The following is a 22,729-nucleotide window of genomic DNA, read 5'->3' as shown; positions in this document are numbered from 1 at the left end:
CTTTCACATGCAAGACGAAGAATTGCCCCAACTCTCAGAAGGCCCCAAAGCGGCGTGGATGATCACGTTTGCCGACCTTGTGTCGCTGATGCTGACCTTCTTTGTGTTGTTGTATTCCATGTCGTCGGTGCAGATGGATAAATGGGATGCGATGACCGATACCCTGACCCAGACGTTGAATCCGGGTAAGTTGACCACCGTGGCGGCGGCCACGGCGGAATTTAACATCGGCACCATTTTTCGTCGCCAAGCGACCGACTTGGACTATCTGTCCGGTGTTTTACAGCGCGGCGTAGAAGGGGATGAGCTGCTCAAGTTTTCTAGGATTATGCTGCTTGATGACCGTTTGGTGGTGGCCTTGCCGGGTGACTTGTTGTTTCCGTCGGGCAAAGCACAAATGCCTGACGAAGCCCGCTCGGCCCTGTTCACTTTGGGAAGCTTGTTGCGCAATGTGGGCAATCAGGTTGGCGTGAACGGCCATACGGATCCGGCAAAACCGTCGAAAGAAAGCGGTTTTTCGACCAACTGGGAATTGTCGGTTGCGCGCGCTTCCGCTGTTGCAAACGTTTTGCGCCAATCAGGATATACAGACGATATCATTGCCTTTGGCTATGCCGATAGCCGATTTGCGCAGTTGCCGGACATCGATGCGGAAGACCGTGCCAAGTTGGGGCGCCGCGTCGACATCGTCGTCTTCCCCACCGTCGAGGGCAACTGATGAAGCGCTTTGGTGCCATATTCAGCGTGATGTTTGTGCTGGGGAGCCTGTTGCTCACGTCACCCGCTGGGGCTGATCAAGTTCAGGTGCGCACCAGCCAGGGCGACGGTTATGGTCGCATTACATTTCGTTGGCCACAGCCCGTTGGTCATCAAGCGGTTCGTGATGGCAATCGTTTGGTGGTGAATTTTTCACGCCCCATACAAGCGGATCTGCGCCCGATTATGCGCGGTCTGGGGCAATTGGTAACGGCCACTGAAGCTGCGCCAAATGACGCAACGGTCGTGTTGCGCGTTCGGGGTGATTTTTCGGTGCGCAGTTATGACAGCGGCTCCTCGGTGGTGGTGGACATCGTCAGCGCCACCAAGGCCGAGACGGCGGCCATTGCCGTGTCCAAAACCGCGTCCACAGCACCAGGGGATGGGCCGACCATCGGCGTGCGCACGGGGGTGCACAAAGATTATACCCGGATCGTTTTTGATTGGCCCAGCACGACGACGTTTGATCTTGTTCGCTCAGCAGACAAGGCCACACTTCAATTTTCCAATCCTGGGCAGGTTAACCTCAACCGCTTGGCCAGCGGGAACATTCGCAATGTCAAAGGCGCTGAAAGTTCTACTCAGGGCGGCAAGCTCAGCGTTACCTTAAAGGTGGCGGCCACTTCAGATATCAAGACTTCGACCAGTGGCCCCAAAGTCATCGTTGATGTGTATCCTCCGGGGACGCAGGCGGCCGCGACACCTGCGCCGGCTCAGTCCCCCGCACAAGCGGTGCAAGGGGGGGATCAACCTCCTGCGCCCCGTTCTGCACCGGTTGCTGCCGTCGAACAAGCCGCCACCTCCCCCGCGGTCCAGCCTCAAGCGGCAGACACATCCCCTGAAACCAAGGCAATGCCCTTGGAGTTGAAGGCTCCCGACCAAGTTACAGAGCAAGCTTCTGGACAGGCTTCTGAACAGGCCCCTGAGCAAGCTCCGGTGCAAACCCGCGCCCAGGCCAGCTCGATCATGGAAGGCGTCGTGGCCTTGAAGTTTAACTGGGATGAACCCGTCGGCGCGGCGGTGTTTCGCCGTGCGGGTGATCTGTGGGTGGTCTTCGACAAACGCGCTACCATCGACACCCAAGCCTTGCTTAAAGACGGCGCGGCTCTGATCACGGCGGTTGAACAGGTGCCATCGCGCAACGGTGCGGTTTTGCGGATGACCACCGCGGAAAGCGTGAACCCTGATATCAAACGCGCCGGGTTGGCTTGGATTTTGGAATTTGCACCTCAGCCGCTGATTCCCAGCGCACCATTGCAAGCCGATGCTCAGCCGGACTCGCCCTTGGGTGCGCGTTTGTTCGTGTCGGTTCCCGAACCGGGAAACATCATTGCTTTTCGCGATCCCGAAGTGGGCGACAACTTGGTGGTTATACCGGTGATCCCGTTGGGGCACGGAGTGTCGCGCATATGGTCGTATCCGCAAGTGCAGTTGTTGCCTTCAAAGCAAGGCGTCGTGATCAAGCCGCTGTCGGATGATTTGCGCGTGCGACCGTTGCGCCAAGGTGTGGAAATCACCAGCACCGGAACCTTGCAAATTTCCAGTGTGAGCGCCGAAGAAAAAGCCAATGTCGAATTGCAGCAGCAATTGGCGTCAAGCACAGGCATGGGCTCATTGCGGCCCATGACCCGGGTCTTGGACTTGGAAAAATGGAAACGACCGGATTTGCAATCGTTTACCAAAACCAAACAAGACTTACAAAGGGAAGTCGCCTTTGCCAAAAATGATCGCATCAAAAAGCAAACCCAACATGATTTGGCGCAGTTTTATTTCGCCAATGGTTTTGAGGCCGAGTCCTTGGGCGTGCTGTCTGAAATGGTCCGGGTCGAACCCGAATACGCAGCGGATCCAGAATACTTGATGATGAAAGGGGCCGCCAGTTGGATGATGGGGCGCTTGGATGATGCCCGCACGGATTTGAACAACCCCAATCTCGACCCTTATGACGAAGCCACGTTCTGGCGTGCGGCGGTGGTTGCCGAAGAAGGCCATTTGCCCGACGTCGCCTATGAACTGCGCAAAACCGGCTCCATCACCCAGCCGTATCCCAAATCGCTGAAGATTCCGACGGCGTTGTGGGTGGCACAAGCTGCGGTCGAGTTGGGCGATGTTAAACAGGCGGGGCAATATTTGGAAGTGCTTAACCTGGACAATCCGAGTCGTGCGCAGCAAGATCAGATCGATTACGTCTCGGGTAAGTTGAAGGAAGTCAGTGGCGATTTTGATGGGGCGATTGGAGATTGGGAACGTGCCATGGAAGGGCGTCACCGTCCCTCACGCGCCAAAGCTGCCGTCGCCCGTACCGAATTGCTGCTGCGCCAAGGACACTTTACGCCCAAGGATGCCATCGAAGAATATGAAAAATTGCGCTTTGTTTGGCGGGGCGATGAATTTGAATTTAAGCTTTTGCACCGCTTGGGCACCTTGTATTTGGACCAACAGCTTTACCGCGAAGGGTTACGCACGCTGCGCCAAGCGGCCACTTATTTTCCGGACAATCCCGACAGCAACTTGATCACCAAACAAATGAGCGACGCCTTCAATATGCTCTATATGGAAAATGGGGCCGATGTGTTGCCGCCGGTTACGGCGATTGCGTTGTATGATGAGTTCCGCGAATTGACACCGCCGGGGGCCTTGGGGGACCAGATGATCCGCCGCTTGGCGGATCGGTTGGTGGGGGTGGATTTGCTGAGCCGCGCCGCCGACCTTTTGGAAGCTCAAATTGAATTTCGTCTTAAAGGCGAAGAAAAAGCCCGTGTTGGTGCGCGTTTGGCTTTGATTTACTTGTTTGATCGACAGTATGACAAGGCGATCGAGAGCCTCGACAAAACACAAGTCTCCAAACTGCCTGACGCCTTGGAGAGCCAGCGCGTGCTGCTGCGCGCCCAGGCGCATATTGGTTTGGAGCAGCCACAAATCGCACTCGAATTGCTGAACCCTGAAAGCAGCCAAGAGGCGGAGATGATCCGGTCCAACATTTATTGGCGCGCCGGTGATTGGAAAAACGCCTCTAAATCATTGAACAAGATGACCCAGCTTATGGGCGTAAAACCGCGCAAGCCACTCGATGAAGTCCAGGCGGCAGCCGTGCTGTCTTTGGCCATCGCCAACACGCTCAGCGGTAATGAGGTGGCCATCGTGCGGTTGCTTGACATGTATGGTCCGGCCATGGCCAAAACCAGTTTTGCCGATGCCTTCAAATTGATTGCCGAGCCCCCGGAAACAGGCTTGATCGATTATCGGGGGCTTGAGCCCATTGTTAAAAATGTTGAAAATTTCCAAGGTTTTATGGAGGTCTACCGCCAACGCGTGGCAGACGGGCAGTTAAGCTCTTTGTATTGAGCATGCGGCCCTACAGTTGGCATCTGGGACGTTGCAAGAGAGATTTTTTTCTTCAAGCAACAAAATTATCTTGAACCTTCAAGCGCTTTCACGTATCAAGCGCGCTCCGTCAATGTTGGGTATGACTAAGAGGCGGGTTACTCTAGTTTGGGGGAGCGCTGATGAACAGCCACGCACTTGCCGAATTCGATATCAACCTGGAAGACGCCACCACTCCACAGGCCGAACCCCAGACGCTTTATCCCGTTATCGACAATACCAAAGATTATTTCATCGAACGCGATGGCGTCCGCTACGCGGGCAACCATGTGTTGGTCGAAGTGTGGGATGCAATCCATCTCGACAACCCGACCATCATCGAAGCCGCCTTGTGCCAAGGGGCGCGGGATGCGGGTGCAACCATTTTGCACAGCCACTTCCATCACTTTTCACCTTATTCTGGCGTGTCTGGTGTGGTGGTTTTGGCGGAAAGCCATATTTCGATTCACACGTGGCCGGAAAAAGCCTATGCGGCGATCGATATCTTTATGTGCGGCGATTGCGACCCGCACGATGCTCTGCCGTCCATTAAAAAGGCCCTGCAGCCCAAAAGCATGGACGTGTCCGCGCATAAGCGAGGCGTGATCAAGTGAAGCGTTTCGACGAAATCCTCCACAACGGATATTCGCAGAGCTTCGATATCACCCGCATCATTTTCCACGAAAAGACCGAACACCAAGAATTGGTGATCTTCGAAACGCCGACTTTTGGTCGCGTGATGGCGTTGGACAACATTGTTCAAGTCACCACGCGCGACGAGCACGTTTATCATGAAATGCTCACCCACGTGCCCCTCTTGGCCAAGGGCAATGTCAAGGATGTCTTGATCATTGGTGGTGGCGATGGAGGCATCTTGCGTGAAACGTTGCGCCATGCGTCGGTACAACACGCGACCTTGGTGGAGCTTGACCGCGCGGTGGTGGATTTGAGCTTGGAGCACTTCCCAGACATTTCCAATGGTGCCTTCAGTGATCCGCGCACGGATTTGATCATCACCGACGGGGTCAAGTTTGTGGCCGAAACGGACAAACGGTTTGACGTGGTGATCGTCGATTCAACCGATCCTGTTGGGCCTGGTGAAGTGTTATTTACGGAAAGTTTTTACGCCGATTGCCATCGCTGCTTAAAAGAAGGCGGTGTCTTGGTCACGCAAAATGGCGTACCGTTTTTTCAAGGCGATGAGGTGACCAACACCTATCAGCGCATGGCGAAGTCTTTTGCGGACAACAGCTTTTATACGGCCGTTGTGCCAACCTACATCGGTGGCTTTATGACGCTGGGATGGGCCAGCGATGACGCTGGGTTGCGTCACGTGGACGTGGAAACCTTGCGGGCGCGTTTTGCTGCGGCACAGATCAAATGTCGCTACTACACGCCGGACCTTCACAAGGCGGCGTTTGCGCTGCCTCAATTCATCCTCGATTTGATGCGTAAATGACAAACCCGGCATCGCCGGGTTTGTCGTCACCGATCAGCTTGATTTAATCGGGATTTTGGTCGCTTTGGCTTTGACCACGGCCTTCATCGGCATTTTGATGTGCAAGACGCCGTTTTTGAAATCAGCTTCAGCCTTGCTCAGATTGGCCGTCTCAGGGATGGGGAAATGCCGCGACGTCGATCCAAAGTGACGTTCGCTGACATGATAGTTTTCCCGATCTTCTTTTTTCTGTTCGGCTTTTTTCCCTGTGATGGTGAGCACATGGTCATCGGCACTGACTTCAATGTCTTTTTCTTCAAAACCCGGCATTTCAGCATCAATGCAATAGACGCCATCGGTTTCGTGGATGTCCACCTTCATGGTAAGGTTGCCCAAAGACGGGCTCAAGCCTGAAAAGGCGTCTTCAAGACGACGGAACGGTTCCGTGCGCATAGCGTTCCGCCCCATATCGCTGAACGGTCCGAGGGCAAAACCCGAAAAGAACCGGTCAAACAGATGATCAACCTCTTCACGAAGCGCCAAAAGGGGATGGGCGCTGAGCTGCGAAGAGGGCGTTTTGGACTCTGTCGATTGGGGCAGGGTTTTTTCGTTTTTTTTCACTTTAACCGACATAACAGCCTCCTCTTATTTGAGAAAACTAGGGCCGGGGGCCGCATTGTGAATGGAAAAAATTGAGTCATACGGCACCCAAAACCCGGAGCAACCTCACACGGCTGCTCTGGAGGCGATTATAGCACAAAATGAGGCGTTTTGCGTGCGTTTTAAGCTATGCGCCGTAACTGCGCACCAGCGATCCGACGATCATGTACCAGCCGTCGACGAGGACAAAAAAGATGATCTTAAAGGGCAAGGCGATCATGACCGGTGGCAGCATCATCATACCCATCGACATCAAAACCGAAGCCACCACCATGTCGATGATGAGGAACGGCACAAACACCAAAAAGCCAATTTCAAACGCGCGTCGAAGCTCTGAAATCATAAACGCCGGGATAAGCACCCGCATGGGCATGTTTTGCGCGACCTGTTCGGCCTTTAAGCCCGCCAAATCCACGAACAGGCCCAAATCTTGTTCGCGCACATGTTTCATCATAAAGGTTTCGAAAGGCACCAGCGCCCGGTTGAAGGCCTGGGTTTCATCAATCGAGCCATCGATCAACGGCTGAAGCGCTTCGTCATAGGTGGTCTGAAAGGTCGGCATCATGATGAACAAGGTCATAAACAACGCCAGCGAAATCAGCACCTGGTTGGGCGGTGTTTGCTGAGTACCCAGCGCGTTGCGTAAAAAGGATAGCACCACAACGATGCGTGTGAACGAGGTCATCATGATGAGGATTGACGGTGCCAACGTCAAAACCGTCATCAGCAAAACCAACTGAATAATCCGTCCGGTGGTCGATGCGCCCGGGGACGGCCCCATGTCCAAGGTCACACTTTGGGCAAAGGCATCAAATGTGGTCAAACTGACGAGCGTAGCGAGGGCAACGGTGAAGATCGTTAACAACAGCAGCGACTTGATGAGGGGGGCGCTGAGTTTGCGGCTGAGGGCAAAGGGTTTCATTATGTCTTTGGGCTCCCCGCCTGATCTAGAGTTTCTGCGAACGATTGCGCGGGTGTCCGTGCGGAAGGTTCCGCAGATGAAGGCACCGGGGAAGAAGGCATTTGAGACGCCGGAATGCCCGTTTCAATCAGGGTTTCGGATTCCGCTCCCAAAATCACCAGATGCTCAACGTCGTCACGGCGAATGAGAATGGCCCGGCGCTTTCCGTCGATGGGCAGCACTTCAACCAAACGCAGACGTCGGTCTTGACCCTTGCGGATTTGTGCTGAGGCTATGCCAAGACCATAGCGGCGCAAGACAACTGTCAGTACGCCGATAAGGCCCAAAACGAATAGCAGGGCAAACACAAATCGTATGTAACTTGTAAAATCCATAGGGGCAAACCATAAACGTTCTGAGGGTTAGAGAAAATGCTTTGCCTTCAAGCCGTTGAGCCATTTGATCCTTTTTTGGGTAAGGCTTGGACGAGGGGCTGAAAAACTCATCGATTCGCCATATTGGGAGAATTGAGCTCAATACCTTGAAGGCTATTATTTCTTCGGTTTGTAAGCATCATGGGCTTCCCGTTGACGAATGGCGGACAAGCCGTCTTGCAGCGCTTCATGGTGACTTTGCAAGTCGGTTTCTAAAACCTCTAAGGCTTGCATGAGGGCTTCAAGATGGTCTCTGTAACCGGCGGCAACTTTGGGGGCGGCGGCGGTAATGGCTTGGGTGATGGCGCGCACGCGATCCTCCATGGCGCTGAGGTCCACATGTCTCCCCTCGGCCATCAGGCGGCGCGCTCCAGATATCAGGCTGGCGGTTTTTTCCAGTTCTTCGCGGATCAATTCCTCATCGCTCATGAGCCACCTCTTGGTTTTGTGACACCGTTCGGAACTATGCCTTGGGGCCACTGTTTGTTCTTTTCATAAATATAAGACAGAATTTCCGCGACGACGGTGAAGGCTTCCAGGGGGATTTCACTGTCCACGTCCACCTGGGCCAAAATCTGCGCCAAATTGACGTCCTCGCGCACTTCGATACCGTTGGCTTCGGCCACTTCGATGATTTGCGCCGCCAGCCAGCCTTGACCTTTCGCCACCACGCGCGGCGCTTGGTCATCAGTGGGCTTGTAAGTGAGCGCGACGGCAACTTTTTCAGCGTCTTTGTTGTCACCTGGCGGCTTTGCGTTTTCAGTCATCTCTCGATTCTCATATGAGGAGGTTCGCAAGCCTGACATACGGCACTTAACATCCTCTGAATCTCTTTTTCATTTTCGCCAATGAATCGGAATGCGTGTGTATTTGAGGGGGATTCATTGAATCTTAAATGGTCTGAGGGAGACTCACTGAACAAGGTTTTTCGTTCCAGAAGGGGACAAGCAGAGTCCAGAATGGGTTTGCCACTCGAGGTTGCAGTATCAACCTCATGAGGCGAAGTGATTTGAACGACGCCGGTTTTTGGCGTTTGTTGGTGGATTGAAGGTATGGAACTCAACAAACTTACACTGTTTGGACTGGTCAAAGGACGGATGAGCTGGCTCACCCGTCGCCAAGAGGTTTTGGCCCAAAACGTGGCGAACTCAGACACGCCAAACTACAAGCCAAAAGACCTTAAAGCCTTTAGTTTCAAAGATATGGTGCAAAACAAGACGACGATACTGAACCCGGTTACCACCAATCCAAAGCATATGACGGGGGCAAGCCGCAGCGCTTCGCCTTTTGATCTGGTGGTCAATCAAACGCCTTACGAAACGTCTCCGGACGGCAACGGCGTCGTGTTGGAAGAGCAGATGGGCAAAATTGGTGAAACGCAAACGCAATTTCAACTGACCAACGAGCTTTACCGCAAGCATATGGGGATGATCACAATCGCCTTGGGTAAGGGGCGTTAGGGACGTTTTGGAAGGCTCATGAGCGATGAGACCTCGGACGCCGGGATGATTTGCTCTCATCGATAAGGACTTAGAAGGACGAAATGGACGATCTGCTGAAAACATTGCGCATTTCCGCCGCGGGTATGAAAGCCCAGGGAACCCGTTTGCGGGTGGTGTCGGAAAACATAGCCAATGCCGATTCTCTGCCAACGGATCCGGGTGGGCTGCCCTACCGGCGTAAAATTGTGACGTTTCGCAATGAACTCGATCGCACCATTGGCGCGGACACCGTGCGCGTGAACCGGATCAAAACGGATCAATCTGAATTTGAAAAACGCTACGATCCGTCGCATCCCGCGGCCAGTGCGGATGGATATGTGATGGCGCCCAACGTCAATTCCTTGGTGGAAATGATGGATATGCGCGAAGCTGAGCGTTCTTACGAGGCCAACCTAAACGTTATTAAATCATCCAAGACAATGCTCCAGCAAACCATCGGTCTGCTGCGTTAAGTATCTGTTGTATAAAACTAAATTGGAGTGCGAGTCATGGCTATCGATCCCCTCATAAACATTGCGAAGGCCACTCAATTGTACAACCAGGCTCAGCAGTCCGGTATTGCGACCAACACCATCCCTCAACAAGACGGCCAAACAGCGGGGCAATCGGGGTTCTCGTCGTTGGTATCGAACTATTTGGGTCAAGCCGAAAAGCTGGGGCAAACCAGTGAGCAATTGGCCATTCAAGGGGTGCAAAATCAAGCCAATTTGACCGATGTGGTGACGGCCGTGAGCGAAGCGGAAATGACCTTGCAGACGGTTGTTGCGATCCGTGACAAGGTCGTGGATGCTTATAAAGAGATTCTCCGGATGCCCATGTAAGTCAGCGTCGTTTGGCACTGAGCCGAGGGGCTTTGTGTGGCGGGTCTCACAGGCGTATTGATGAGGGTGAGTGAGCCGCAACCATGAATCAAGTTGATGTTTTGGATATTGCGCACAGCGCCTTGTGGGTCGTTTTGGAAACGTCCGGGCCTATTATGTTGGCTGGGTTGAGTATTGGCTTGGTCATTGCTTTGTTTCAAGCGCTCACCACCATTCAGGAAATGACCCTCACATTCGTTCCTAAAATTATCGTCATTTTTATCGCGATTATTGTGTTTTTGCCTTACATGATGAACACGCTGATTGAGTACTCTCTGACCTTGTTTGACCGTATCTCGGTCATGGGATAGGGGGGAGAGGCGGCGATGCTGAGCCAACTGATCAACCTTAACCTGTTTGCCTTTCTGTTGATTTTTGCGCGCCTTGGTGTTGCTTTTTCGGTGATGCCCGGTTTTGGATCTCAACAAGTCCCCATGCCGATCCGTCTGACTTTCGCCTTGTTGGTGACCCTTGTTGTGACGCCGGTGTTGCAGCCGATATTGCCCTTGGAACCTGCGACAACATCGGCTCTGGCTTTGCTTATCACGTCGGAAGTTTTGACGGGAGCCTTCCTCGGCATGATCCCGCGTGTGTTTTTGGGGGCGCTGCAAACGGCGGGCACGTTGATGGCAATGTTGGCCTCCATGGCCAACGCCTTTGTGATGGACCCGGTCGCAGAGCAGCAAAGTTCCATCTTAGCGACGTTTCTCAGCACCGTGGCGATCACGATGATTTTTGTCACCAACACCCATCATTTGATGTTGACAGCGATTGTTGACAGTTACAGCATTTTTGTTCCGGCCGAGGGCATTGTCGTGGCCGACATCAGCGAATATTTTGCACGAATAATCGCCGATAGTTTTCGCATTGGCGTACAAATCTCGTCCCCTTTGATCGTTGCGGGCCTTGCCTATTATGTCGGTCTTGGCATTATGGGACGGTTGATGCCTCAATTGCCGGTGTTCTTTTTTGGTATGCCCATTCAAATCGCCATGCAACTTGCTTTGTTTATGCTTTCTTTGAGTACCATGATGTTGGTGTTCTTGCGCTTCTTCAATGATAACCTGATGAGCTTCGTCCCCTCTTGGGGGTGAATTGGTTCTTGGGCGCGGGTGATATAGGGATTTTATGTCAGACGAAGACGACTCACAAAAGACAGAAGAGCCAACAGACCGAAAACTAGCAAAGGCCCGTGAAAAGGGCCAGACGGGATCTTCGCAGGAAGTCAAAAGCTGGGCCGTGTTGCTGGGGGCCGGGGCGGGCTTGTCGTTGCTCGCACCTTGGATGATGTCGCGGACAACGATTTATATAGCGGGTATCTTTGAACATGTTGAAGATATTGAATTAAGCCCCAGCATCTTGCCTAAGATGTTGGGAGAGATCTCCTTTGAAGTCGGTCTCATTCTGGCGCCCTTTTTCGGCATGCTGATCTTGCTGGCCATCATTTCCAATGTGGGCCAGTCAGGCGTAATCTTCGCGCCCAGTAAAATTATGCCCGATTTTAAAAAAATATCACCGATGGCCGGTTTTAAACGGATGTTTTCCGCGCGCTCGGTTATCGAATTTCTCAAAGGCCTGTTTAAGCTCACAATTTTAGGGTACGTCTCATATTCCATGGCGGTGCCGTCGATGACAGACTTTGCCGTCATGCCGGACTTCGAAATTCTGGCCATCTTGGATCGTATGTATGTTGTGGTCTTGAGCATCGTGGCTGGGGCCTTGATGGTGATGTTTGTGGTTGCGGCCTTGGACTTTGCGTATCAAAAATTTGAATTCAACAAATCCATGAAAATGAGCCGTCAGGAAATTAAAGACGAACACAAAGATACGGAAGGCGACCCGCACGTTAAAGCGCGGATTCGACAAATACGCGCCAAACGCGCTCAACAGCGTATGATGGGTAATGTGCCTAACGCTGACGTGGTGATCACCAACCCAACCCACTTCGCGGTTGCCTTGGAATATAAAATGGACAACATGCAGGCCCCGAAGTTGCTTGCTAAAGGCGTTGATTCTCTGGCACTTAGGATTAGGGAAGTCGCGGAAGAGAACGATATCCCAATTGTTGAAAACCCACCATTGGCCCGTGCTTTGTATGCTGCGGTAGAATTGGACGAAGAGATTCCCGTCGAACACTACCAAGCTGTGGCAGAAATTATCGGTTATGTGATGCGCTTGAAGGGAAATAATTCGGTTGGAAATGAACAAACCATCCGTTGAAGACAACGCACCTTTGGATGAAGAAGGCCAGGTAACGGGTGCCCAAGACGGTGCGCCGGAGCCTTTGGGTGAGAGCCTCGAGCTGCCGCCGGTGGATGTCGTGCGCGCACCCCAGGGACAGTCATTGGGCAAAGGGCCATCAACTCCAGGGCCTTTGGCTCATGGGACTTTAGGGCCGGATGCAAAGCGCTTTCGCCCCTCACGTGGTCTTCACCCGCTGGCGTTTGGGCTGCCCGCGTTGGTGTTTGTCGGCCTGAACATTGCTGTCGAGGCTGGGGTGATTGCGCCGCAAAGTCTGGGGCTTGAGGAGGCTTTGGTTGGTCCACTGATGCTTGGTTTGGGGGCGCTGTTCGGCGGCGTGTTCGCATGGACCCTGGGACGGCGTTCCCGCACCGATGACGAGGCCGCATTGGTTTATATGATTGCCGGAGAAGCCGGCGAGCCCTTGATGCTGACCAATGCCGAGGGGCGTATTTTGTACGCCAACCAGGGTTTTCGAACGCTGTTTCAGTCCAATGCCGCAGCGGAAATCCCCAACGCGCTCCGTTTTTTTGAGCATGACGGAGATGCACCGGTTGCCGTAAAGCGGATGATGAACGCCGCGTCCGGTGGTGCCAAGGATCGCTCAGAACTGGCTTTTAACAAGCATGGTGGGGGAACCCATTGGTGGCAGTTGAACGCACGTCCGGCGGGCAAGCGCACCAGTGGTTTGGTGTGTTGGACGGCCCGAGACGTCACCGCGCGACGTGAATTGGACGAGGTTCGGCGTGCGGAAGAAGCGTTGTTGGCCGATTTGCTGGATAATTTGCCGGTGGGCTTTTTCTCGGTCGATGGCACCGGGCGGATGGTTTATGCCAACGAAACGTTATGTTCGTGGCTGGGTATTGAGTTGAGCGACATTCGCGACCAAGGGATCGGCTTTGCCGAGTTTGTCACTGAACTGATCGCCAACGACGATCCCGACGACAACGGTGACAACGGCCAAGTCACTTTGCAGCCGCGCGACGGGGACGCCTTCAAGGCCTTTTTGTTGCAGTCGGGGCGCATGAGCGACGGTGGGGAACTGCTGTACACCCGCTCCATTGTGGTGCGCGATTTGGTTAAAAAACAACCCGCTTTGCAAACCGCTGTCAGCGCGCATCCCGGAGACGACGAAGACCTGACGGACATCGCCCGCAGGCTGTACTGGTTGTTTGACGAGGCCCCTGTGGCCATTGCTCTTTTGGATATGAAGGCCAACATCACCGACGCCAACGGCGCCTTCTTCAAAATGTTGGGCCTGCACCGGGACAATGTGCTGGGTTTGCCGTTTTCTGAGCGATTGGTGAAAGAAGACCGGGGCGATGTTGGTGGTCAGTTGTCCAAAGTGGTGATGGGCATTATGCGTGCGGCTCATATTGAAGTGCGCATGCCCGCGGTCGGCGGTCGCGAAGTGACTGCATCGCTTTATGCCTCGCGGATGGAAGACGCCTTTGGGGAAGTCACCGGCTTGATCGTGCATTTCATCGATACGACCGAGCACAAGCATCTCGAAGTGCAATTCGCGCAAAGTCAAAAAATGCAATCCATCGGTCAATTGGCCGGGGGCATCGCGCATGATTTTAACAATCTGCTGACTGCCATGATTGGTTTCTCGGATTTGTTGCTGACCCGTCACGGGCCGGACGATCCTTCCTTTAATGACATCAATCAAATTCGTCAAAATGCGGTGCGGGCAACCTCGTTGGTGCGCCAATTGTTGGCGTTCTCGCGCAAACAGACGCTGGAACCCCAGCGGGTCGATGCGAAGGAAAAACTCTCAGAACTTTCCGAAGTGCTCAGCCGTTTGATCGGCCCCACCATCGAGCTGAACATTGAACATAGCCGCGACTTGGGCTACATCCGTGTTGATCCGACCCAGTTTGATCAAGTCATTTTGAATTTGTCGGTGAATGCGCGCGACGCCATGCCGGGCGGCGGCACTTTGACCATTCGCACCTCCAACATGTCGTTGAATGAGCCCACCCAGCGCGGCATGGAGCTGGTTCCCGCCGGCGATTACATCTGCCTGGATGTGATCGACACCGGAGAAGGCATTCGCAAAGAAGACATCGGACGCATTTTTGAGCCGTTTTTCTCAACCAAAGAAGTGGGCGAGGGCACCGGGTTGGGGTTGAGCACGGTCTATGGCATCGTGCACCAGACGGGCGGGCATGTGTTCGTTGACAGCGCCCCGGGCGAAGGGGCCGCGTTCACCGTGTGTCTGCCGCGCTATATCGAAGACGTAGTATCAGATGTCCACACCGGGCGGCTTGAAAAAGCCCACCGCAAATCCGATCTGTCAGGACAAGATGCAGAACCCCAATTGAAGGCGGAACGCGATGGCGGCGACGGCGACTTCACCGGCGTCGGCACCATCTTGTTGGTCGAAGATGAAGACGCCGTGCGCATGTTCGGATCGCGCGCACTCACCAACAAAGGCTATACGGTGTTGGAAGCCGCCAACGGCGAAGAGGCCTTGGAAGTGATCAACGCCACAGACCAAAAAATTGATTTGATCGTCACCGACGTGGTCATGCCGGGCATGGACGGTCACACCTTGGTGCAGTTCGTGCGCCAAGAAATGCCAGATATGAAAGTCATTTTGATTTCAGGTTTTGCCGAAAATGTGATCCCCGGCGGCATTCAATCGAACAGCGGTTTTGCCTTCTTGCCCAAACCGTTCTCCCTGAAAGATCTGGCCGCCAAAGTCAAAAGCGTGTTGGCCGAGTAACGCCTGCGCCCAGATCAACGTTTAAGGGAAAATTCATTTTCCTGTGAGAAATTGAGCCTCCAACATAGAACATGTTTAGAGGGTAAATGATGAAACTGCTCGATCAAAAAAAGGTTCTCGAACGCGCCTCTCTGATGGTTCTGATTGCCGATTTGCTGACCAAGGCCAAAGAGCAATATGCCCGCGCTTAAGGGCCTTTCCACCATTTAGACGTTTATACACGCTGCTTTTCTTTCCATGCATCTGCCTTAGGCGAGGTTCAGGTGCGTGGCTTTTTTACCTGCCCGCAAAGTTGGCCCCGCTTTTGCACTTCCCTGCTCGAATGACCTTTTTTGTCGCAAAGGCGACATTTTTTGATGAATAGGGAAACAAGATGTTATTGGAAAGCTATAAGGCCAACGGACTGATTTGGTTGTCGAATGTCAGTGGACTGGCCGGGGATCAAATTGAAGCCTTTCGCGGCGACTTGGTGATTGAATTTGGCGAGATGCACGAAGCGTCTCAGACGCGCAACCCGCCGAAGAAAATGATCGAACAAGTTGTCTTGTTGGCCGACGGCGGCAAGATTTCGTTTTTTGCCGGTTTCCTCGAAGACCTGAACACCCTGGAACCTTTTGCGGCGCGTTACGCGGGAGACTTCGCCGACGGCGCCACCGCGGTCATCTATTGCGTCAACATCGATGAGCCGATGAAGGTCACCTTGGACGGCGTCACCTTCACCTGCATTCCTATGTCCGAAGGCTTGGTGTGGAACGAATTGATGGACCGCCTGTACATCGAAAAGTCGGACCTGAAGGGCCAAAGCCCTGAACAAAAAATCATCACCGTTGCGGCCGCGCGCGGGGAGCTGTCGTTCAAAGGCGAAACCCTCGATTTCGTTGCCGCCAGCGCCAAAACCAACGCCGCCGTTCGCGAATTCAGCGGCGCTATTTAAGGCAAGCAGACCATCCGCATCACCATCCGCGCGGGCCTCCACACATCCGTGGAGGCCCGCGCAATGACATCACGCTTTTATGGTTAAGGGGGTGTTAATCCTTTTTGTGTACACTTTTTGAGTACACATTTTCTCGTTTGCGCGAGGTTCGGAGGGGCTTTGATCCTTTCGGTGCTCAGAACACGGCACTTCTCGCGCAAGGTCTAGGATCCAGAAAGGAGCCATAGCCATGAAAATCAAACATTGCCCCGATTGTACGTCAGGCTGGCGTTACGCAGATGATTTGCCCGCCGGTCATTCCCATGCTCATGCCCACGGACTTGTTTCGTGCCCCACCTGTCACGGTGAGGGACGCGTTATTGAGCATGATGAGCATTCTGTTTCGGCCTCTGGGCGCGAATCTGCGTTTGCCAACGTTGCGCTTGTTTTTTCAATGTCTCGGGCGCAGGCCTGACAGATTACGGATTATGCTCCCGGATTTAGCTTAATGGGTGAAACGCTGCTGCGTTGTCGCTTGGCGACCAAATGCGTTGCCACACTGATCAGGGTAAAGGTGTCCACATCGGCGATGACGAACTTGAGAATGTCGTCATGGCTTTCCCTACACTCGTCCTCTGGATTGCCGCGCCTCCTGAGGGGGACATAATCTCTATTGTTTGCCCAATGCTGTGGATTCCACTAGAGTTGCTGCGGTTTGAAGTCCGTTTGCAGACGTGAGGGAGTGTTTTTATGGCGCGTTTGGCCCGTGTGGTTGTTCCTGGTGTTCCCCATCATGTGACCCAGCGGGGGAATCGGCGCCAGGACACCTTTTTTTGTGACGAAGACTATGAAGTCTACAAAGCCTTGATGGCGGAATGGTGTGCCAAGTGTGGGGTTCAGGTGTGGGCGTATTGTTTGATGCCCAACCACGTGCATATGATTTTGGTGCCCAAGACCGCAACAAGCCTTGCCCGCGCGGTGGGCGAAGCGCATCGACGTTACACCCTGCACATCAACGCGCGGAAAAAGTGGAGCGGATATTTGTGGCAAGGGCGTTTTTCGTCCTTCCCCATGGACAACGCCCATCTGTTGTCCGCAGCGGCCTATGTGGAACGCAATCCGGTTAAGGCCGAGCTGGTGCGCAGCGCCCGCCAATATGCGTGGAGCAGCGCCCGCGCCCACATCTCAGGCCAAGACGACGACTTGGTCAAGGTCGCCCCGTTGCTCAAACGCTGTTCTGATTGGCCGGGCCTGTTGCGCGGCAAGGACGATCCGACCATGCTGGAGGCGTTCAGGGCGCACAAAAGCACCGGTCGACCGCTGGGCGGTAAGGCATTTGTCGATAAGCTTGAACTGAAACTGGGTCGGACCCTGCGCCCCGCCAAACGCGGACGTAAGCCCATACAGGTGGGTTAACGGCCCAACGAAGCCATCCATCTTTCCATACGCCTGGCTCCTGGAATTCAGGACCTTTGGCTCATTTGAGGTTTTGCCCTTAGACCCCTTGCAATCGGTGGATTTCCCTGTATATTGCGCCGCTTCATAGCTCCTTGCTGCGGGACGTCCCTCAGCTATGCCCCGTCTTCTAAAGGCATTGAAGACATTGAGGGGCTGAGATAATCCGGAAGGAGAGCAAATATGCCTTTTTATGAGAGCGTTATCATCGCTCGTCAGGACCTTTCTACCCAACAGGTAGAAGCCTTGACCGAACAGATGACTGCCGTCGTTAACGACAATGGTGGCAAGGTCGAAAAGACCGAGCAGTGGGGCCTTCGCTCCATGGCTTACAAAATCAACAAAAACCGCAAAGGTCATTACTTCCAGTTGACCATGGATGCCCCTGCTGCAGCTTTGTTTGAGCTGGAACGTCAGTTGCGTCTGCACGAAGACGTCTTGCGCAGCCTGAGCTTGCGCATCGACGCCATCGACATGGAACCGAGCGCGATTTTGGTGGCTAAATCCAGCCGTGACGACCGTCCGCGTCGTGACGATCGCCCGCGTCGTGACGACCGTGATGATCGTCCGCGTCGTGATGATCGTCCGCGTTTCAACGATGCTGACGCAGCATCTGAAAGCAAGGGAGAAGAATAATGGCACGTCGTCCTTTTTTTCGTGGCCGTAAATCTTGCCCGTTTTCGGGTGAAAACGCGACGGTAATCGATTTTCGCGACACCAAGCTTTTGAGCCGCTACGTCTCTGAGCGTGGCAAGATCGTTCCCAGCCGCATCACGTCCGTTTCTGCGAAGAAACAGCGTGAAATGGCGATTGCGATCAAACGCGCGCGTTACATCGGCCTGTTGCCTTACATCATTCGCTAAGAGTCTGGAGCATTGCCGAGGGTGTTATGAGCGCACCCTCAGCACAACGGCATGAATCATAAGCTTCTTGCCATTGCAGCCGGGATTGTGAGCGGCATGTTGGCCTTGGCATCTTTGTCTGGGGCTTCCATTGCCGTTTTCTTTCTTTCCTTAGTGCACCCGTTGCCCCTGGTTTGTGTGGGGCTGGCACTGGGGACTCGTGCAGCCCTGATCGCAGCGGCAAGCGCCGTGATGGTCATGGGGTTGGCCAGCCCGTATTCGGGGCTGGTTTATGGCGTGGTGTATGCTTTGCCCATTTGGGTGATTGTGCGTCTCAGCCTCACTGGCCCCCATGGGGTCGTTTGGGACGTGTCAGAGGGACAATCAGCCTCTCTGGTCAAGGAACGGGCACATGGTGGAACACCACCCAGCGATACGGGGTGGTTTCCAGCAGGTTCACTCATTGCCGTTCTGACGGCCATGGGGGGCGCGTTGGTGGTCATCGGCTCTTTGTTGACCGGCGGCGGGTTGGAAGAATTTGTGAACCAAGCGTTGGCGGAGATGGCGAAAGCCTTCGCCGGACCGCAAGGCGAAGATGTCTTGCAACAAGCGGTAATGGCTTTGGCGCCTCTGTTTGCCGGAATGACGGCGGCGATGTGGGTCAATGTGTTGCTGGTGAATATGGTCATAGCCCAAGGGCTTGTGGCCAAGGGCGGGCGCAACATTCGCCCCAGTCCTCAGTTGAGGGAGCTCAAACTCCCCGATTGGTTAAGTTGGGCCTTGGTTGGGGCGGCGCTGGTGGCGTTGCTGATGTCGGGGGAAATTGGATACATCGGTCGGAGCCTCGTGTTTGTGCTGGCCGTTCCGTTCTTTTTCTTAGGCCTTGCTGTGGTGCATAAGCTTGCGAGTTTTGTCTCGTTTCCGGGTGCGTTGCTCGGGTTGGTTTACGTGATCGTCATCTTAACGGGCTGGTTTGCCCTGGTGATTGCGGGACTTGGAATTTTGGAACAGTGGGTGGGGCTGAAAAGCCGAATGGATCCGTCCGCTTAACTACTACTCACACTAGACCGCTCCCAAAGGGGCCGGAGGAATTAAAAATGGAAGTCATTTTGTTAGAACGCGTTGAGAAGCTGGGTCAGATGGGCGATATCGTCAACGTCAAACCCGGTTTTGCCCGTAACTTCTTGCTGCCGCGCGAAAAAGCTTTGCGTGCAACGGCTGAGAACAAAAAGCGTTTTGAAACCCAACGCGCTCAACTTGAGCCGAAAACCTCAAACAACGTGAAGAAGCTGATGCCGTGGCGACGAAAATGGTTGGCCTGTCGGTCGTCTTGATCCGTCAAGCTGGCGAAGCTGGTCACCTGTACGGTTCCGTTAACGCCCGTGACATCGCGGCTGCTGTGACCGATGCCGGTTTCACCGTGGCACGTAGTCAAGTCAATCTTGAGCACCCGATTAAGACCTTGGGCCTGTACACCGTGTCCGTAAGCCTGCACCCGGAAGTCTCCACGACCGTAACGGCCAACGTTGCACGTTCTGCTGACGAAGCCCAAATTCAGGCTTCGACCGGCCATGCCGTCAACAAAAATGAAGACGACGACACGGATGTCGCCGATGCCATTCTTGCTGAGCAAAAAGCGGCTGCAGCTGAAGAATTTGGCGGTGCCGATGACGACGCTGACGTTGAAGGCGACGCGGGTGAAGCTGGCGAAGAATAAGCCTTTTTCCCTTTCGGGCGTTAACCAACGCTGTCACCAAACACAACGGCGCGTCCATCAAGGGCGCGCCGTTTTGCTTGTCGTTTCCAGAGGGTGACACAACAAAAAAGGCCGCGGAATGCGGCCTTTTTTGTTGGGCTTTGAAGGACCGGATTAGTCTTCGCGTTTTTTGCTGGCCGGGCCGAACACACTTTCGACGGTGTGGTGGGCTTCTTCTTCGGCTTTGGGGCCGGGGGCCATGGTCGGCAGTTTGGGTTCGCGCAACGGTTCTGCGGGCATCTGCGGTGCGTCAGAAATGGGCACGTGGGTGGTGCCGGCTTTGGCGCGAGCGATGGCGACGACCTTTTCCAGGTCGGCTTCGTTACACAGGCCCATGCCCACCGGGCTTTGCGGTTTGATGTTGTTGATGTTCCAGTGTGAACGTTCGCGAATGGTTTTGATGGTGGGCTTGGTGGTGCCGATCAAGCGCGAGATTTGTGCGTCGGTCAGTTCGGGGTGGTGCTTGAGCAGCCATGCGATGGCGTCCGGGCGATCTTGGCGTTTGGACACCGGCGTGTAGCGTGCACCCTTGCCGCGGGCTTTGGGCATGGGCAGGGTGGCTTTGGCCATTTTCAACTGGGCGTTGGGGTCGGCTTGGCAGCGGTCAATTTCGGCCTGGGTCAGTTCGCCCGACGCAATGGGGTCGGCACCTTGCATGCCCACCGCCACTTCACCATCGGCGATAGCTTGAACTTCCAATTCGTGCAGACCGACAAAATCGGCGACCTGTTCGAAAGAAAGGGCAGTGTTTTCAACGAGCCAAACGGCCGTCGCCTTGGGCATCAAAGGCTTCGACATACTGATTTTCCTTATCCAAAAACGGTGCAACCCCCAATCAAGGGGGCTGCGGTGACCTCTGTTTATCCCAAAAACCCAAGCGGGTAAACTGTTTGCGAAAGTTTTTATCAATTGAAGGAAAAGGCCACGTCTGCGGCCCTGTGCTGATCTTAGTCCATGCTCAGCACGATTTTGCCGATATGTTGACTGCTTTGCATCAACGTATGGGCTTTGGCGGCGTCCTTCAGGGCAAAAGTCTGGTGAACGACGGGCTTTATCGAGCCATCCGTCAGCAACGGCCAGACGGTTTTTTGGAGGTTTTCGGCAATGGCCGCCTTAAACGCGGGATCGCGGGCGCGCAGGGTTGAACCCGTCAGGGTCAGGCGTTTGAGCATCACCGCCATCAGGTTCAAGGTGACCTCAGAGCCGTGCAAAAAGGCGATGTTGACCAACCGCCCATCGGGGGCCAGGGATTTGATGTTGCGCGCCACGTAATCGCCGCCAACCATGTCGAGGATGACGTCGACGCCCTTGTCCCGTCCCGTCACGGCGCCGAACGCCCGAGCCTGTTCGACAAAGTCTTGGTCTTTGTAATTCACCGCTTGCTCAGCGCCGAGGTCCAAGCACGCTTGGCATTTTTCCGCGCTGCCCGCCGTGGTGATCACGCGCACCCCCAATTGGCGGGCCATTTGAATGGCGGTGGTGCCGATGCCGCTGGTGCCGCCATGCACAAGCAAGCTTTCTCCGGCCTTGAGGTGGGCACGATCAAACAGGTTGCTCCACACCGTGAAGTACGTTTCCGGCAGCGACGCAGCCTCAATGAGCGACAAGCCGTCTGGGATGGGCAAGCACGCGCCTTGGTGGGCCGTGGCATACTCGGCGTATCCGCCGCCGCTGAGCAAGGCCGTGACGGGCGTGCCAAGGCTCAAACCGCTGACGCCTTGGCCCAGCGCCACAATTTCACCGGCGGCTTCCAGACCCAAAATGTCGCTGGCCCCCGGCGGGGCGGGGTACAAGCCGTCGCGCTGCAGCAGGTCGGGGCGGTTGATGCCGGCGGCGGCGATCTTGATCAAAACCTCGCCCGGTCCGGGTTGGGGCAGGGCGCGTTCAGTCAAGGTCAGGGAATCGGCACCCTTGGCGTCACCAAGTTCGATGCAGCTCATGTGTTGGGGCAGCGTGTGGGGCATGGAGTCTCATCACCTATTCTAGAGTCTTCCGGGGAGGGCTTCGTCCTAGTATGATCATGGCGCACGCATTGACAAGGAGGAGATGCACATGGATACGGATGATTTGGAACCGCGCAAGGCCAAGGTCGGGCAAAAAGATTTAGATGAGCTGTCCATCGAAGCCATCGGCGAATACATCCTGGGGCTGAAAGCGGAAATCGAGCGCGCCGAGGCCGTCATCTCCGCCAAACATGCCGCCCGCGCGGGTGCCGATGCCTTTTTTAAGAGCTGAACGGGGGGGTGTGCAACTTAAAAGGGCTTGTTCCTGTGTTAACGCACTTTTAACGCCGTTGCTGTAGCGTTTAAGGGTCGGAGAGGCGATCCGCACACCGCCGCCGACAACCTCCCTGTTAAACTCACGCCGCCTCATTGGGGTGGCGTTTTTTTGACCCTTTTGGGGGGCAAACTGCATTTCTCACCTTGACCTCGTCCATTTGCATGATATTGTCTGCGCACAAAAAATAAGACGGCGAGTTTAACAGGGCTCAGTGATCGTTTTAGAATATCGTTTTAAGGGGCTGCCGAAAGGTGGCCCTTTATGCGTTTCGGCCCCAAACCCATTTCGAATAAGGTGTGCGCCGTGAGCAAAAAACCGCGTCTTTCCCTGTCGGACTCACATGCGGCGTCGCTGCTGGCTGAATAGTGGCTTAACCGCGCGTTCAAAGCGGGTTCATGAAGGTTGCGTCATAATCCTGGTTAAGTTCTCAATCTTAACCCGAGGAGGTTATCATGTCGCTACCGCTTATATTTTCTCTGAGTGCGCTTCCATCATTTTCTGCTGGAGCTATAGCCGCCGCTCTTGCTGCATTTTTGATCTGGGGCATTGTCAAAATTGATCTGTTGATCTTGAGACAGTTGGCGCGTTCCCAATGAG

At 54.4% G+C, this 22,729-nt stretch carries 25 protein-coding genes and 1 pseudogene; 19 read left to right on the top strand and 7 right to left on the bottom strand.

The window, feature by feature from the left end:
* The first annotated feature begins 7 nt into the window (after positions 1 to 7).
* The 4 genes from BEN30_RS04105 (at position 8) to speE (ending at position 5,578) form a co-directional block, all read left to right on the top strand.
* Positions 8 to 718, top strand: coding sequence for a flagellar motor protein MotB (locus BEN30_RS04105; protein ID WP_069957071.1), 711 nt, complete (start codon positions 8 to 10; stop codon positions 716 to 718).
* Complete coding sequence (locus tag BEN30_RS04100) at positions 718 to 4,101, top strand: hypothetical protein (protein WP_069957070.1); 3,384 nt, start codon at positions 718 to 720, stop codon at positions 4,099 to 4,101. Before BEN30_RS04105 ends, BEN30_RS04100 begins: the two co-directional genes overlap by 1 nt.
* A gap of 161 nt (positions 4,102 to 4,262) precedes the next feature.
* Complete coding sequence (speD, locus tag BEN30_RS04095) at positions 4,263 to 4,733, top strand: adenosylmethionine decarboxylase (protein ID WP_084004990.1); 471 nt, start codon at positions 4,263 to 4,265, stop codon at positions 4,731 to 4,733.
* A complete protein-coding gene (gene speE, locus BEN30_RS04090; protein ID WP_069957069.1) occupies positions 4,730 to 5,578 on the top strand; it encodes a polyamine aminopropyltransferase in 849 nt (282 codons plus the stop codon). Before speD ends, speE begins: the two co-directional genes overlap by 4 nt.
* Positions 5,579 to 5,611: 33 nt before the next feature.
* On the opposite strand, the gene BEN30_RS04085 is transcribed toward speE, so the two are convergent.
* The 5 genes from BEN30_RS04085 to BEN30_RS04065 all read right to left on the bottom strand — a co-directional run bounded on the left by BEN30_RS04085 (position 5,612) and on the right by BEN30_RS04065 (position 8,319).
* The gene (locus BEN30_RS04085; RefSeq protein ID WP_069957068.1) at positions 5,612 to 6,190 is read right to left on the bottom strand and encodes an Hsp20/alpha crystallin family protein; all 579 of its coding nucleotides are present in this window, start codon (positions 6,188 to 6,190) and stop codon (positions 5,612 to 5,614) included.
* A gap of 154 nt (positions 6,191 to 6,344) precedes the next feature.
* Positions 6,345 to 7,139, bottom strand: coding sequence for a flagellar type III secretion system pore protein FliP (fliP, locus tag BEN30_RS04080; protein WP_069957067.1), 795 nt, complete (start codon positions 7,137 to 7,139; stop codon positions 6,345 to 6,347).
* Positions 7,139 to 7,513, bottom strand: a complete 375-nt coding sequence (locus tag BEN30_RS04075; protein ID WP_069957066.1) for a FliO/MopB family protein — start codon at positions 7,511 to 7,513, stop codon at positions 7,139 to 7,141. The genes fliP and BEN30_RS04075 overlap by 1 nt, the downstream gene beginning before the upstream one ends.
* A 156-nt stretch (positions 7,514 to 7,669) precedes the next feature.
* A complete protein-coding gene (locus BEN30_RS04070; RefSeq protein ID WP_069957065.1) occupies positions 7,670 to 7,981 on the bottom strand; it encodes a hypothetical protein in 312 nt (103 codons plus the stop codon).
* Positions 7,978 to 8,319, bottom strand: coding sequence for an EscU/YscU/HrcU family type III secretion system export apparatus switch protein (locus BEN30_RS04065; protein WP_069957064.1), 342 nt, complete (start codon positions 8,317 to 8,319; stop codon positions 7,978 to 7,980). Before BEN30_RS04065 ends, BEN30_RS04070 begins: the two co-directional genes overlap by 4 nt.
* A gap of 285 nt (positions 8,320 to 8,604) precedes the next feature.
* Between BEN30_RS04065 and flgB the strand changes: the two genes are divergently transcribed.
* From flgB to rplI, 13 genes and pseudogenes are all read left to right on the top strand, one after another.
* A complete protein-coding gene (gene flgB / locus BEN30_RS04060; RefSeq protein ID WP_069957063.1) occupies positions 8,605 to 9,012 on the top strand; it encodes a flagellar basal body rod protein FlgB in 408 nt (135 codons plus the stop codon).
* An 83-nt stretch (positions 9,013 to 9,095) separates the two neighbouring features.
* The gene (flgC, locus tag BEN30_RS04055; RefSeq protein ID WP_069957062.1) at positions 9,096 to 9,506 is read left to right on the top strand and encodes a flagellar basal body rod protein FlgC; all 411 of its coding nucleotides are present in this window, start codon (positions 9,096 to 9,098) and stop codon (positions 9,504 to 9,506) included.
* A 36-nt stretch (positions 9,507 to 9,542) separates the two neighbouring features.
* Positions 9,543 to 9,875, top strand: coding sequence for a flagellar hook-basal body complex protein FliE (locus tag BEN30_RS04050; RefSeq protein WP_069957061.1), 333 nt, complete (start codon positions 9,543 to 9,545; stop codon positions 9,873 to 9,875).
* Between the two features lie 83 nt (positions 9,876 to 9,958).
* Entirely contained in the window at positions 9,959 to 10,225 is a 267-nt protein-coding gene (gene fliQ / locus BEN30_RS04045; protein WP_069957060.1) for a flagellar biosynthesis protein FliQ, read from the top strand.
* Between the two features lie 15 nt (positions 10,226 to 10,240).
* Entirely contained in the window at positions 10,241 to 11,008 is a 768-nt protein-coding gene (locus BEN30_RS04040) for a flagellar biosynthetic protein FliR (protein ID WP_069957059.1), read from the top strand.
* 34 nt (positions 11,009 to 11,042) lie between these two features.
* The gene (gene flhB, locus BEN30_RS04035) at positions 11,043 to 12,134 is read left to right on the top strand and encodes a flagellar biosynthesis protein FlhB (protein ID WP_069957058.1); all 1,092 of its coding nucleotides are present in this window, start codon (positions 11,043 to 11,045) and stop codon (positions 12,132 to 12,134) included.
* Entirely contained in the window at positions 12,115 to 14,886 is a 2,772-nt protein-coding gene (locus tag BEN30_RS04030; protein ID WP_245648979.1) for a hybrid sensor histidine kinase/response regulator, read from the top strand. Before flhB ends, BEN30_RS04030 begins: the two co-directional genes overlap by 20 nt.
* A gap of 373 nt (positions 14,887 to 15,259) precedes the next feature.
* Positions 15,260 to 15,820 carry a hypothetical protein gene (locus tag BEN30_RS04025; RefSeq protein ID WP_069957057.1) on the top strand — a complete coding sequence of 187 codons (561 nt, stop codon included), beginning with the start codon at positions 15,260 to 15,262 and terminating at the stop codon, positions 15,818 to 15,820.
* Between the two features lie 729 nt (positions 15,821 to 16,549).
* The gene (locus BEN30_RS04010) at positions 16,550 to 17,215 is read left to right on the top strand and encodes a transposase (RefSeq protein WP_069957054.1); all 666 of its coding nucleotides are present in this window, start codon (positions 16,550 to 16,552) and stop codon (positions 17,213 to 17,215) included.
* 222 nt (positions 17,216 to 17,437) lie between these two features.
* A complete protein-coding gene (gene rpsF, locus BEN30_RS04005) occupies positions 17,438 to 17,890 on the top strand; it encodes a 30S ribosomal protein S6 (protein WP_069957053.1) in 453 nt (150 codons plus the stop codon).
* Positions 17,890 to 18,117: a 30S ribosomal protein S18 gene (gene rpsR / locus BEN30_RS04000; RefSeq protein ID WP_069957052.1), complete on the top strand. Its 228-nt coding sequence runs from the start codon at positions 17,890 to 17,892 to the stop codon at positions 18,115 to 18,117. The genes rpsF and rpsR overlap by 1 nt, the downstream gene beginning before the upstream one ends.
* A gap of 51 nt (positions 18,118 to 18,168) precedes the next feature.
* Positions 18,169 to 19,146: a DUF2232 domain-containing protein gene (locus BEN30_RS03995; RefSeq protein WP_069957051.1), complete on the top strand. Its 978-nt coding sequence runs from the start codon at positions 18,169 to 18,171 to the stop codon at positions 19,144 to 19,146.
* A gap of 47 nt (positions 19,147 to 19,193) precedes the next feature.
* Positions 19,194 to 19,813: pseudogene (gene rplI / locus BEN30_RS03990) on the top strand (50S ribosomal protein L9).
* A gap of 153 nt (positions 19,814 to 19,966) precedes the next feature.
* Here the strand turns inward: rplI and BEN30_RS03985 are convergent.
* Positions 19,967 to 20,650, bottom strand: coding sequence for a DUF1013 domain-containing protein (locus BEN30_RS03985; RefSeq protein ID WP_084004988.1), 684 nt, complete (start codon positions 20,648 to 20,650; stop codon positions 19,967 to 19,969).
* A gap of 149 nt (positions 20,651 to 20,799) precedes the next feature.
* Positions 20,800 to 21,816: an NAD(P)H-quinone oxidoreductase gene (locus BEN30_RS03980; RefSeq protein WP_084004986.1), complete on the bottom strand. Its 1,017-nt coding sequence runs from the start codon at positions 21,814 to 21,816 to the stop codon at positions 20,800 to 20,802.
* A gap of 88 nt (positions 21,817 to 21,904) precedes the next feature.
* Between BEN30_RS03980 and BEN30_RS03975 the strand changes: the two genes are divergently transcribed.
* Together BEN30_RS03975 and BEN30_RS18545 are read left to right on the top strand one after the other, a co-directional pair.
* The gene (locus BEN30_RS03975) at positions 21,905 to 22,087 is read left to right on the top strand and encodes a DUF1192 domain-containing protein (RefSeq protein WP_069957092.1); all 183 of its coding nucleotides are present in this window, start codon (positions 21,905 to 21,907) and stop codon (positions 22,085 to 22,087) included.
* A 497-nt stretch (positions 22,088 to 22,584) separates the two neighbouring features.
* Entirely contained in the window at positions 22,585 to 22,728 is a 144-nt protein-coding gene (locus tag BEN30_RS18545; RefSeq protein ID WP_170826949.1) for a hypothetical protein, read from the top strand.
* The last annotated feature ends 1 nt before the right edge of the window (position 22,729 follow it).

The sequence above is a fragment of the Magnetovibrio blakemorei genome (genome assembly GCF_001746755.1).
Taxonomy (GTDB): domain Bacteria; phylum Pseudomonadota; class Alphaproteobacteria; order Rhodospirillales; family Magnetovibrionaceae; genus Magnetovibrio; species Magnetovibrio blakemorei.
Note: the sequence above shows the minus strand (reverse complement) of the source record. Positions and strands in the feature narration are given on the sequence as shown.

Coding starts and splice junctions, on each gene's coding strand:
- BEN30_RS04105 (WP_069957071.1), top strand. CDS start 8: ATGCAAGACGAAGAATTGCCCCAACTCTCAGAAGGCCCCAAAGCGGCG.
- BEN30_RS04100 (WP_069957070.1), top strand. CDS start 718: ATGAAGCGCTTTGGTGCCATATTCAGCGTGATGTTTGTGCTGGGGAGC.
- speD (WP_084004990.1), top strand. CDS start 4,263: ATGAACAGCCACGCACTTGCCGAATTCGATATCAACCTGGAAGACGCC.
- BEN30_RS04085 (WP_069957068.1), bottom strand. CDS start 6,190: ATGTCGGTTAAAGTGAAAAAAAACGAAAAAACCCTGCCCCAATCGACA.
- fliP (WP_069957067.1), bottom strand. CDS start 7,139: ATGAAACCCTTTGCCCTCAGCCGCAAACTCAGCGCCCCCCTCATCAAG.
- BEN30_RS04075 (WP_069957066.1), bottom strand. CDS start 7,513: ATGGATTTTACAAGTTACATACGATTTGTGTTTGCCCTGCTATTCGTT.
- BEN30_RS04070 (WP_069957065.1), bottom strand. CDS start 7,981: ATGAGCGATGAGGAATTGATCCGCGAAGAACTGGAAAAAACCGCCAGC.
- BEN30_RS04065 (WP_069957064.1), bottom strand. CDS start 8,319: ATGACTGAAAACGCAAAGCCGCCAGGTGACAACAAAGACGCTGAAAAA.
- flgB (WP_069957063.1), top strand. CDS start 8,605: ATGGAACTCAACAAACTTACACTGTTTGGACTGGTCAAAGGACGGATG.
- flgC (WP_069957062.1), top strand. CDS start 9,096: ATGGACGATCTGCTGAAAACATTGCGCATTTCCGCCGCGGGTATGAAA.
- BEN30_RS04050 (WP_069957061.1), top strand. CDS start 9,543: ATGGCTATCGATCCCCTCATAAACATTGCGAAGGCCACTCAATTGTAC.
- fliQ (WP_069957060.1), top strand. CDS start 9,959: ATGAATCAAGTTGATGTTTTGGATATTGCGCACAGCGCCTTGTGGGTC.
- BEN30_RS04040 (WP_069957059.1), top strand. CDS start 10,241: ATGCTGAGCCAACTGATCAACCTTAACCTGTTTGCCTTTCTGTTGATT.
- flhB (WP_069957058.1), top strand. CDS start 11,043: ATGTCAGACGAAGACGACTCACAAAAGACAGAAGAGCCAACAGACCGA.
- BEN30_RS04030 (WP_245648979.1), top strand. CDS start 12,115: ATGAACAAACCATCCGTTGAAGACAACGCACCTTTGGATGAAGAAGGC.
- BEN30_RS04025 (WP_069957057.1), top strand. CDS start 15,260: ATGTTATTGGAAAGCTATAAGGCCAACGGACTGATTTGGTTGTCGAAT.
- BEN30_RS04010 (WP_069957054.1), top strand. CDS start 16,550: ATGGCGCGTTTGGCCCGTGTGGTTGTTCCTGGTGTTCCCCATCATGTG.
- rpsF (WP_069957053.1), top strand. CDS start 17,438: ATGCCTTTTTATGAGAGCGTTATCATCGCTCGTCAGGACCTTTCTACC.
- rpsR (WP_069957052.1), top strand. CDS start 17,890: ATGGCACGTCGTCCTTTTTTTCGTGGCCGTAAATCTTGCCCGTTTTCG.
- BEN30_RS03995 (WP_069957051.1), top strand. CDS start 18,169: ATGAATCATAAGCTTCTTGCCATTGCAGCCGGGATTGTGAGCGGCATG.
- BEN30_RS03985 (WP_084004988.1), bottom strand. CDS start 20,650: ATGTCGAAGCCTTTGATGCCCAAGGCGACGGCCGTTTGGCTCGTTGAA.
- BEN30_RS03980 (WP_084004986.1), bottom strand. CDS start 21,816: ATGCCCCACACGCTGCCCCAACACATGAGCTGCATCGAACTTGGTGAC.
- BEN30_RS03975 (WP_069957092.1), top strand. CDS start 21,905: ATGGATACGGATGATTTGGAACCGCGCAAGGCCAAGGTCGGGCAAAAA.
- BEN30_RS18545 (WP_170826949.1), top strand. CDS start 22,585: ATGTCGCTACCGCTTATATTTTCTCTGAGTGCGCTTCCATCATTTTCT.